At 63.0% G+C, this 8,746-nt stretch carries 12 protein-coding genes; 3 read left to right on the forward strand and 9 right to left on the reverse strand.

Annotated elements, in window-relative coordinates:
* Positions 1-275: 275 nt before the first annotated feature.
* On the reverse strand, positions 276-977 hold the full coding sequence (locus ABW18_RS21905) for a M24 family metallopeptidase (protein ID WP_049701058.1): 702 nt from the start codon (positions 975-977) through the stop codon (positions 276-278).
* Positions 978-1,049: 72 nt separating this feature from the next.
* Complete coding sequence (locus ABW18_RS21910) at positions 1,050-1,670, reverse strand: LysE family transporter (protein WP_049701059.1); 621 nt, start codon at positions 1,668-1,670, stop codon at positions 1,050-1,052.
* A gap of 68 nt (positions 1,671-1,738) precedes the next feature.
* On the opposite strand from ABW18_RS21910, the gene ABW18_RS21915 reads away from it, so the two are divergent.
* Positions 1,739-2,170, forward strand: a complete 432-nt coding sequence (locus ABW18_RS21915; RefSeq protein WP_049701064.1) for a PPOX class F420-dependent oxidoreductase — start codon at positions 1,739-1,741, stop codon at positions 2,168-2,170.
* A 25-nt stretch (positions 2,171-2,195) separates the two neighbouring features.
* Here the strand turns inward: ABW18_RS21915 and ABW18_RS21920 are convergent, their stop codons facing one another.
* Together ABW18_RS21920 and ABW18_RS21925 are read right to left on the reverse strand one after the other, a co-directional pair.
* Positions 2,196-2,708, reverse strand: coding sequence for an RBBP9/YdeN family alpha/beta hydrolase (locus ABW18_RS21920; protein WP_049701060.1), 513 nt, complete (start codon positions 2,706-2,708; stop codon positions 2,196-2,198).
* A gap of 177 nt (positions 2,709-2,885) precedes the next feature.
* Positions 2,886-4,418 carry an MFS transporter gene (locus ABW18_RS21925; protein ID WP_200903304.1) on the reverse strand — a complete coding sequence of 511 codons (1,533 nt, stop codon included), beginning with the start codon at positions 4,416-4,418 and terminating at the stop codon, positions 2,886-2,888.
* Positions 4,419-4,625: 207 nt separating this feature from the next.
* Between ABW18_RS21925 and ABW18_RS21930 the strand changes: the two genes are divergently transcribed.
* On the forward strand, positions 4,626-5,840 hold the full coding sequence (locus tag ABW18_RS21930; protein ID WP_083444507.1) for a DUF2235 domain-containing protein: 1,215 nt from the start codon (positions 4,626-4,628) through the stop codon (positions 5,838-5,840).
* Here the strand turns inward: ABW18_RS21930 and ABW18_RS21935 are convergent.
* Entirely contained in the window at positions 5,825-6,193 is a 369-nt protein-coding gene (locus ABW18_RS21935; RefSeq protein WP_049701061.1) for a VOC family protein, read from the reverse strand. The genes ABW18_RS21930 and ABW18_RS21935 overlap by 16 nt on opposite strands.
* Before the next feature lie 62 nt (positions 6,194-6,255).
* Between ABW18_RS21935 and ABW18_RS21940 the strand changes: the two genes are divergently transcribed.
* Positions 6,256-6,711 (forward strand): MarR family winged helix-turn-helix transcriptional regulator, encoded by a 456-nt coding sequence (locus tag ABW18_RS21940; RefSeq protein ID WP_049701062.1) that lies wholly within the window; start codon positions 6,256-6,258, stop codon positions 6,709-6,711.
* Between the two features lie 38 nt (positions 6,712-6,749).
* On the opposite strand, the gene ABW18_RS21945 is transcribed toward ABW18_RS21940, so the two are convergent.
* The 4 genes from ABW18_RS21945 to ABW18_RS21960 form a co-directional block, all read right to left on the reverse strand.
* A complete protein-coding gene (locus ABW18_RS21945; RefSeq protein ID WP_235434493.1) occupies positions 6,750-6,974 on the reverse strand; it encodes a hypothetical protein in 225 nt (74 codons plus the stop codon).
* 65 nt (positions 6,975-7,039) lie between these two features.
* Entirely contained in the window at positions 7,040-7,666 is a 627-nt protein-coding gene (locus ABW18_RS21950) for a maleylpyruvate isomerase family mycothiol-dependent enzyme (protein ID WP_083444508.1), read from the reverse strand.
* A gap of 220 nt (positions 7,667-7,886) precedes the next feature.
* Positions 7,887-8,315, reverse strand: a complete 429-nt coding sequence (locus ABW18_RS21955) for a type II toxin-antitoxin system VapC family toxin (protein ID WP_049701063.1) — start codon at positions 8,313-8,315, stop codon at positions 7,887-7,889.
* A complete protein-coding gene (locus tag ABW18_RS21960) occupies positions 8,308-8,574 on the reverse strand; it encodes a type II toxin-antitoxin system Phd/YefM family antitoxin (RefSeq protein WP_005206757.1) in 267 nt (88 codons plus the stop codon). The genes ABW18_RS21955 and ABW18_RS21960 overlap by 8 nt, the downstream gene beginning before the upstream one ends.
* Positions 8,575-8,746 lie beyond the last annotated feature (172 nt).

Consider the following 8,746-nt stretch of genomic DNA (forward strand, 5'->3'; position numbering starts at 1 on the left):
CGTCGCACGACGAATCAGGGCGACATTCGAGCCCGCACGGCCCGAGTGACGTTCACGCGCCAGTAGCGGTAGCGGAGAGACAGGCCAGTCTCTCTTCGACGTGACAGCGGTGGAGAAGCGGTCGTCGATACGCGTGGTGCCACGACACGGCACCGGACATGGTGAATACCGTCGAGAGGCGGTGGATACGCCGCAAACCCCTGCAGGGAATACAGCGCGCAAAAGGTCACCGGCAGTGGGGAAGTAGTCTCATTCCCCGCACACACAATCTTTGCTCACGGAAGGTCGAGGAGTTCCTCGTAGAAGCCACCGAATCGACGGTCGGGCTCGACGAGATGCACCTCGAGAATCCAATGACACACCCGCCCAGACGGATCCAGGCGGCGCATGGGACCCGAGGACCCTGGCGCGACATAGCTCTCGATCTCGTCCCCGGAGATCTTCTCGTGCGGGAACTCGCCGACGAGGTGGCCGGCGATCTCGCCGCCGAAATGCCAGCCTGCCTGCTCGCTGAGTTCGACGACGTGGTCGAACAGTTCGGCTCCGGTGATCTCGGGGTGTGCGCGAAAGTAGGCGCGGCCGGCATCCCAGATTCGGGGCAGGTCGTCGGCGAGACGTCGCTTGAGTTCGTCGTCGCCCAGAACGAAGGTGCGGCCGAAGTCGGCTTCCCATTCTTCGAAGATCGGGCCGAAGTCGAGGAACAGGATGTCGTCGTCGGCGATGATCCGGTCCGGCGGGTTGGCCCGGAAAGTCTCCAGGGTGTTCTCTCCGGCGCGGACGATTCGTTTGTGCCAGTGACGCGTGACGCCGAACATCTCGGCGGCCAGATCACGGATCTCGTCGGAGAGCGCGCGCTCACCGATTCCCGCCCGGATCATGCCGCGCCCCTCCACCTCGTCGAAGAGTTGTTCGGCTTTGGTCTGCGCGTCGAGGAGGCTGTCGACGCGTGCGCGGTCGTCGAGCTCGGGCGATGACATCGTGAGTCCTCCAGTGGGCGCTGGTACTGCTTGCAACCGTGAGGCCTTCGAGCCCCTGGCCTTCGAACATGGTCACACAACAGCGAGCATGACGCCGACGGCGACGAAGAGAACACCGAACACACGGTTGAGGCGACGTTGGCCCTGTTCGGTCCGCGTGACGCGTGCGAATCCCCGTGCTATCAGGGCAAAGAAGAACCACATCACGAGTATGTCGACGACCACCATCGTCACTCCGATGACCACATACTGGATCAGCTGAGGATCGCTGGGGCGAACGAATCCGGGGATGAACGCGAGCAGAAACACGATCGCCTTCGGGTTCAGCAGGTTGACCCAAAGTCCTCGTACGAACATCGACGCGGCCGATTCGTTCCGGACTGCGACGTTTGCCTCGTCGGACATGTCGGGGCGTCGGAAGAACTGTCGGATTCCGAGGTAGATGAGGTACGCCGCGCCGGTGTACCTGATGACCTCGAACGCTGTGTGAGATCGGGAGATGATCACGCCGAGTCCCGCGGCAACGATGAGCAGTTGGATGAGGAGCGCGACCTGTTGACCGAGCACACCCCAGAATGCGCGTCGGAATCCGACATTCATGGCGTTGCTCATCGTGTTGATCGCGCCGGCTCCCGGGGTGAAGCTGATCAGCACGCACGCGGTCAGCAGCGCCGCCCAGGTCGAGAAAGTCACCTGCAGAGGGTAGTGGTGCGTCGACGCCGCGCGGGAATGCCCCCGGCTTGGTGACGGTTGCCACAACCATGACTGACGAGCAGTACGACCCCCGTGACCTGATCGCCGACACGTCGATCGCCATCCTCGCCACGATCAAGGCGAACGGACTTCCTCAACTCTCACCAGTCACTTCGGTGTACGACCGTGAGTCCGACACGATCTATGTATCCATGACCGACGGACGTGCGAAGACCGTCAACCTCCGCCGAGATCCACGCGCCGCCATCGAATACACCAGCGCCGACGGCTTTACATGGGCCACGGCGGAGGGCACCGCCGAACTGATAGGTCCGTCGAGCGATCCTGACGGCCCCGAAGTCGACGCGTTGGTCGACTACTACCGCCTGGGTGCGGGGGAGCATCCGGACTGGGCCGAGTACCGCGAGGTGATGGTCAGCGATCGGCGCGTGCTGCTCAAGCTGACTGTGACGCGGGTGTACGGCGCCAAACTGCGCTGAGCGATGGCCGGTCGGGTCATGGGCGTCAACTGTGCGCGCGAATGTCTTCGGCGACAAGCGAGGCGCACCCGTCGAACTGATGTCCACCTAGTTCGTAGCGGTGAACGTCTGCTGACGGCAGGAGCCGCTGGTTGAGTGCCACGTGGCTGACGGGCACGACGTCGTCGTCCTCGCAGTGATGCAGGGTGAGCGCGGTTGTCGGTTCCGCGCCGGTGAAGTCGTAGTCGGCGACCGCCCAGCCGTTATCGCCCCAGTTCGGCATCGCCAGCAGGAATGCACGGGGCGGAGGCGTCGGCATGGTGCTCAACAGCGCGAGCAGCATCGACGCACCGAACGAGTGGGCCACAAGTACGTCGGATGCAGTCAGCTCGTCGACGTGTGGGCGGATCGCCGACGTCCATGCCGCTACAGACATGTCCTCGTCGGGTAGCTCCGGAATCGAGAAATGTGCGCCGAGTTCACTTGCCAGCGCGGCGGCCAATGGCTGATCGTCGTGAAAGCCGCCTGCTCCGTGTAGAAACAACATCTCGATGGCCATTTCGTGTCCCTCTGGGTCGACGCTCGGTTTCTCGGAGGTTGTGACTGCGAGCAGCGTCGGAACTCATCGGTCCTGGGTACGTCGGCCGAGAGTTGGTTGGCAACCACGTGCCGACGGCAGCGACGGGAGCCTGCTGGTGCAGGCCCCCGTCGTCCGAACAATGAAGCGAGTAGCGGGCTACGCTACCGCTGGTTCGAGGTCGGTTGCTTCGGATGTCGTGGTCGATGTGCGCAACGCCTGAGCGATCAGGCCGCCCACCACAACGAACCCGATCATGACGACCAGCGAAGCACGGTAGGCGGATTCGAGACCCGAGGATTCTCCGACCGACGTATACACAGTCCCGACGACCGCGGCGCCGAATGCCACCGCGAGTGCCTGGGCGGTGTTGAAGACGCCTGACGCCGCACCTGCGAGGCGCACCGGAACGTCGTTGAGCACCAGAAGGCCGGCCGAGCCGACGATTCCGCCGAAGCCGAGCCCCGCCACGGTCAGCGCTGCGGCAAACCACAGCGCCGGATGCGCCGATTGCTCGGCAAAGCCCATCAGCAGCATTCCGACGATGAACACGGCACCGCCGACCTGTAGAACTCGCTTACCGAATCGTGCGACGAGCACTGTTGCGGCGAGACCCGCCGAGATCGGTACTGCCAGCGAGAACGGAATCCACATGAGACCCGCGTGAAGTACCGACCATCCGAGCGCTAGCTGGACGTGCAGTGACTGGACCAGGAAGTAGCCGCCCGTGGGCACCATCAGCGCGGTGAATGCCGCGAGCCCGATCGAGAATGACCGAGTGGCGAACAATGCCGGCGGGACCATGGGTTCGATGCCGCGTCGAGCCGAACGCACCTGTCGGACGCCAAACAACCCGAGCCCAGCGATACCAACGACCATCACGATGAATCCCCAAGCCGGCCAATCATTCTCAGGTCCGAGTGTGATCGGAAGCATGATCGCCGCCAGCGATCCGCCGAGGAGCAGTGCCGCACCAGCCGTGATGGGTGTCTTGATCGCCGAGCGCGACTCGGGAATGAAGGCGATCGCGGCCGCGATGGCGAGCACGGCCAGCGGCACATTGATCAGGAAGACCGGTCGCCACGACAAGCCGAACCAATCGCCGTCGGTGATCACGGCACCCAGGATGGGGCCGGTGACGGCCGCCAGACCGATCACGGACGTGAACATTCCCATCGCCTTCCCGCGCTCGGCCGGTGGATACAGCACCTGAATGTTGCTGAGCACCTGCGGCACCATCAGCGCTGCTGCCACTCCTTGGATGAGGCGGAAGACGACGAGTTCGGTGGGACCGGTCGCGAGTCCGCATGCCAGAGAAGCGAGTCCGAACGCGGCAAGACCGGCGACGAAGAGTTTCCGTCGGCCGAAGTTGTCGCCGAGCCGTGCGCCGAGGATCAGGCCAACGGCGTAGGTGAGTGGATAGCCCGCGACGATCCACTGCAGACTCACTGCGGACGCGCCGAGGTCGACCTGCATCGTGCGTAGCGCGACGTTGACGACGGTTGCGTCCATGAGCTCCATGAACGACGCCGCGAGCAAGCAGATCAGCGCGATTGTTCGTGCCTTGCCCGCAATACCTGGCGTGGAACCGGAAGGCGTTGCGTCAGGCGATGATTCAGGCGAACGTCGGGTGGTGACAAGGGAGAGGTCGACGACATTGTCGTCGGCGGACTCAAGCGGTGCTGTCGTCATCAGGTGCTCCTGGGTGGCGGGTTGATCTGACAACGGCGACGTTATGAGGGATAGCGGACACATCCGGTCCTCGATGAATCGGGTTCCGTCTTCTTTCTCATCGGCGTCGATCCGGCCCGACTACGCAGGCTTGATCGGCTGACCGGAACGCAAACGCGTACCGTGCTACCCGTGTGGGCGCATAGGTAGTGCCTTAGCGTCGACACCATGACCAAGAATCTCGTGGTGTGCTGCGACGGGACGTGGAAGAACTCCGACGATCGCTACGTCTCGAACGTCGAGAAGATCGCGCGTTCGATTGCACCCCGCGGCTTCGACGGCGAGACCCAGATCGTGCATTACGCGCGCGGCGTCGGGTCAACAGGCAGTTGGATAGAACGTATCGTTGCCGGCGCATTCGGCGTGGGCCTCGACGACGCGATCGTCGACTGCTATCGATTCCTCGCGCTGAACTACGAACCTGGCGACCGCATCTTTGTGTTCGGATTCAGCCGCGGCGCATACACGGCCAGGAGTCTGTGCGGCATGATTGCGCATGTCGGACTGCTCACCCCGATGGGGGTCGCGGAGGGACAGCTTCCCACAGCGATGGACCTCTACCGCAACAGACCGCGCGCGAAAAGCTCCACAGGGACTCCTCCCGCCGATCCCGCGCACGAGCGCGCGCTTGCGGCCATCGATAGGCACGCCCACCGGCGTGGCGAGGTACGCATCGAATTCCTCGGGGTGTTCGACACTGTTGGCGCCCTGGGTGTTCCGGGAATCGCGCGCGCGAAGTACAAGTTCCACGACGTGACGCTCTCGCCGATGGTGAAGACCGCCAGGCAAGCGCTGGCGATCGCCGAGCGTCGACGAGTCTTCGCGCCGTGCCTCTGGGGAGGTCGGCACTCCGACATCAGCCAGGTCTGGTTCGACGGCGTGCACAGCGACGTCGGGGGAGGGTACGAGAATTGCTACTACTCCGACAAATCGTTGCTGTGGATGGCATCTGAGGCAACGGCTCGCGACGAACGACGCTCCGGTGTGGCCATTGACTGGAAACGGTTGGGTACCACTCTATGTAGCGACGACGAGAGCGTGACCGAGCACAATTCCCTGTCATTCGCATACCGGATCAGCAACGTGTTCAGCGCGGTACAGGAGGCGATACGTCGCAAGGTCGCGCCGTACGTTCCGCTTTTCGTCGGCGGGTGGCGCAACTTCGCACCTACGGTCGCTGTACCGGGACTCGGCTACGCGCCCGCATGTGATGTGAGTGTTGAACGGTCTGCCATTAGACGCGCCGCGAATCCGAACTTGATGCCGTGGTTCGACGCACTGGGTGCGTCGCCGGCCGACCGCGAGCGATTCGTCGTTGCCGCAGTGACTTTCGCATCGGCGAGCAGACAGCACGAGGCGGGCGCGGTTCAGGCGCGATCGTGAAGGGTGATGTGATAGCCGTCGGGGTCGGCGAATGCGAATGTCCGTCCGAATGGGCCGTCGATGGGCTCTGACACGATCGTGTACCCGTCTGCGACGAGAGCATCGTGGATCTCCTGCACGCCGGTGGCGTGCAGCCAGATTGCTGCGCCGATGCCGGGTTGAGTGACGGTGTCGAGGTCGGTGCCGGGAATCAGATCTCGCAGGGCGAAGGCGATCGGCTTGGTGTCGAACACGACCGCGTGCGGTGGCCCGGCCGGGGAGCGGACCAAGCCAAGGTACTTCTCGTAGAACGCCTGGGAGGCTTCGAGGTTGCGTGTTTGTAGGGAGATGAAGTCGGGGCCGCTGACGGGCATGTTTTCCTCCGGAATCGAGTGTCAATAAACTGACATAGGAGAATGTATGTCAGTATGTTGACATGAGTCAAGACGGAAGCGGCGTCGAACCAGAGACCGTCGAACTAGAGACCTCCGTGGGGTATGCCCTCAAGGAGGTGGCTAGTGCGCTCCGCGCGGCGATGGAGGACGTTCTCCGGCCGCTCGGTATGAGCGTTACCCAATACTCGTGTCTTGAGTTGCTTGCGCAGCGCCCTGGCTTGTCGAACTCCGAACTGGCTCGCGGTACCTTCGTGACACGCCAAGCGATGAACGTCTTGCTGCAAGCGCTGGAACGAGATGGCTTCGTCAGCCGACCCGACGCCGCGCCCGTGGGCAGAGTGCTCCCTGCACGGCTCACGCCCCGTGGGCGTCGTAAGCTCGAGAAGGCTTCTGCGGCAGTGCGTTCGGTGGAGGAGCGGATGCTCTCAGGCCTCAGCGACGTCGAACAGGCGTCGCTGTTGCGGGCCCTCCAGCAGATGAGCCGGTCGCTTCGCTGACGCATCGATTGTGTTACTTCGCCGACGATTTCGCGGAACTACCGTACCAGCAGCCAAACGAAACGCATCAGGACAACTGCGAACCCGAGAATGGCGGTGGCGATGAGCCAGCGTCGAGCAAGATGATCGCGAGCGATGTTGTCGCGCTTCGGGTTTTCGCGAAGGTAGACGTAGGCGGCGGCGAGTGCGCAGGCGGATGCGGCCACGCCGAGTGTGATGCTGATGATCAGCATCACGGTGCTTGCTGCGTCGAGGTGTGGCATGTGGGGTCAACTGTAGTAGCCCTGAGATGTGTGAGCTGATCGACGTCGGTGTGCTGATCGACGCGCTAATCGCGCAGAAGACGCACGCCGTCACCGGACAACTCGTCGACGACACCACGTCGTCCGGTGATAGCGAGCATCAGCGTATCCGCCGTCCCGCGCACGGTCGGTCCGTCGCCGTGACTCCAGTCGATATCAGTGGCTTCCCATCGCACCGCAGCAGCGGAATGTGCGAACGCATCGCGCCCGCGGAGACCGGTGACGTAATCGAGAACGACGACGCGACGATCGTCGGGCGAACTGCGTGCAATTTTCAAGGGGCGACAGATATCGAGCGCATGCACGACGACGTCGGTCAGGGGAGCAGCGGGACCCCGGCCAGGCGGCGTGAAACGCTTGTCGGCGCGGGCACGGAGGAGTGAGACCAGCTCAGTGCCGTGCTGGCGTACCACCATGTCGGTCATCATTTTGTTGGCCTCGTCGAAATTGCCGCGGGCGCGAAGCATGAGAACACCGAATCGCCAGATCGGAATCACCAGTGGTGCCACGAGATGTGCTGCGACATCGCGGACGGTCCACTCGCCACATAGCGTCGCGTGATCCCACTGAGCCGGTGTCAGTGTTTCCAATGTGTTTGCGAGCGAGCGTCGTTCATCGGCAATGGCCTCGAAGGTCTCGTCGTCTGACATCATCGCGGTAACTCCGGACTCACGACTGGCTGTGGGGGTGTCCCAGCGCCGTGGAGGGAGGGTACCGCCGGAAGCGGGGTGTGAGCAGGGCAGTCAGGACGAAAGGAGCCGTCGATCGATCTGATGATGCACGAGGTGGGTTACCGGTAACCCTGCATATTCGGTTGTTGCATCTTGTCTGGACCCTGTCGATGAGAGACTCGAGCTGAGGTCAGCTCTCAGCTCAGGGGCGACTCACGGGTATGACGCGAACAATGCCGTCCAAGCCTTCGAAGTCGTTGGGGTTGGTGGTGTAGAGGGGAAGCCCGGCTGCGGTCGAAACAGATGCGATCATGAGGTCCGCCAGTCGTCTCCGCGGCGTTCTTCCGCGAGCGTGGACCGCGGCGCTGACGCGGCCGAATGCGCGAGCAGCATCAGTGCCGAACGGTAAGGGGTCGAACTCGTTCTCGACGCGCTGGAGAACATCCGCGCGGCGTGCGCGTTCGTCGGAGGCCTGTGGGTCGTCGCCAGTTACCAGGTGTACGCCTGCGGAGAGCTCAGCCAGGGTGATCGCACTAATTGCCATCTCGTCCGGCAGTTCCGCAGGCTCGATTGCGTGGCGAAGAATCAAGATGTTGGTGTCGAGTAGCCCCCGCCGTACTTCGTCAGGCATACGGGTCGCTCAACGTTTCGTCATATACGCGGTCCTGATCAGACCGGAACTTCTCCACATCAATCAATGGAGCCGACACCGAGCCGCGGGCGAACTCTGTGCGGGAAACAAAGCTGCGTCGTCGACGTAGGGGGACGAGTTCTCCTATCCCACGGCCGTCGCGGGTCACCGTAAAGGAATCACCGGACTCCACCGCGTCCATGATCTCTTTGGAACGCATGCGGAGGTCGCGTTGGCTTACCTCGCGCGGCACACTCATGTGCTACACGATAGCACGGAATGGCACGAAGTAGAGGCCGTAGCGAACGTCGTCGAGGGCGGGATGCTCGGTGGCGGCTCGTGGAACTCGAACGGTAGCTTGGCGATGAGTTTCGGCAGTGGTTGTGGTCAACAATCACGCAAAGCCGTTCCACCCCGGAGCGGCGGTTAGC

Source organism: Gordonia jacobaea, from assembly GCF_001186365.1.
In the GTDB taxonomy this organism is placed as follows: Bacteria; Actinomycetota; Actinomycetes; order Mycobacteriales; family Mycobacteriaceae; genus Gordonia; species Gordonia jacobaea.

Bases quoted from the DNA above. Each gene is read 5' to 3' on its own strand.
- ABW18_RS21905 (WP_049701058.1), bottom strand. From the start codon at position 977: ATGTCATCGCCCGAGCTCGACGACCGCGCACGCGTCGACAGCCTCCTC.
- ABW18_RS21915 (WP_049701064.1), top strand. From the start codon at position 1,739: ATGACTGACGAGCAGTACGACCCCCGTGACCTGATCGCCGACACGTCG.
- ABW18_RS21920 (WP_049701060.1), bottom strand. From the start codon at position 2,708: ATGGCCATCGAGATGTTGTTTCTACACGGAGCAGGCGGCTTTCACGAC.
- ABW18_RS21925 (WP_200903304.1), bottom strand. From the start codon at position 4,418: ATGACGACAGCACCGCTTGAGTCCGCCGACGACAATGTCGTCGACCTC.
- ABW18_RS21930 (WP_083444507.1), top strand. From the start codon at position 4,626: ATGACCAAGAATCTCGTGGTGTGCTGCGACGGGACGTGGAAGAACTCC.
- ABW18_RS21935 (WP_049701061.1), bottom strand. From the start codon at position 6,193: ATGCCCGTCAGCGGCCCCGACTTCATCTCCCTACAAACACGCAACCTC.
- ABW18_RS21940 (WP_049701062.1), top strand. From the start codon at position 6,256: ATGAGTCAAGACGGAAGCGGCGTCGAACCAGAGACCGTCGAACTAGAG.
- ABW18_RS21945 (WP_235434493.1), bottom strand. From the start codon at position 6,974: ATGCCACACCTCGACGCAGCAAGCACCGTGATGCTGATCATCAGCATC.
- ABW18_RS21950 (WP_083444508.1), bottom strand. From the start codon at position 7,666: ATGATGTCAGACGACGAGACCTTCGAGGCCATTGCCGATGAACGACGC.
- ABW18_RS21955 (WP_049701063.1), bottom strand. From the start codon at position 8,315: ATGCCTGACGAAGTACGGCGGGGGCTACTCGACACCAACATCTTGATT.
- ABW18_RS21960 (WP_005206757.1), bottom strand. From the start codon at position 8,574: ATGAGTGTGCCGCGCGAGGTAAGCCAACGCGACCTCCGCATGCGTTCC.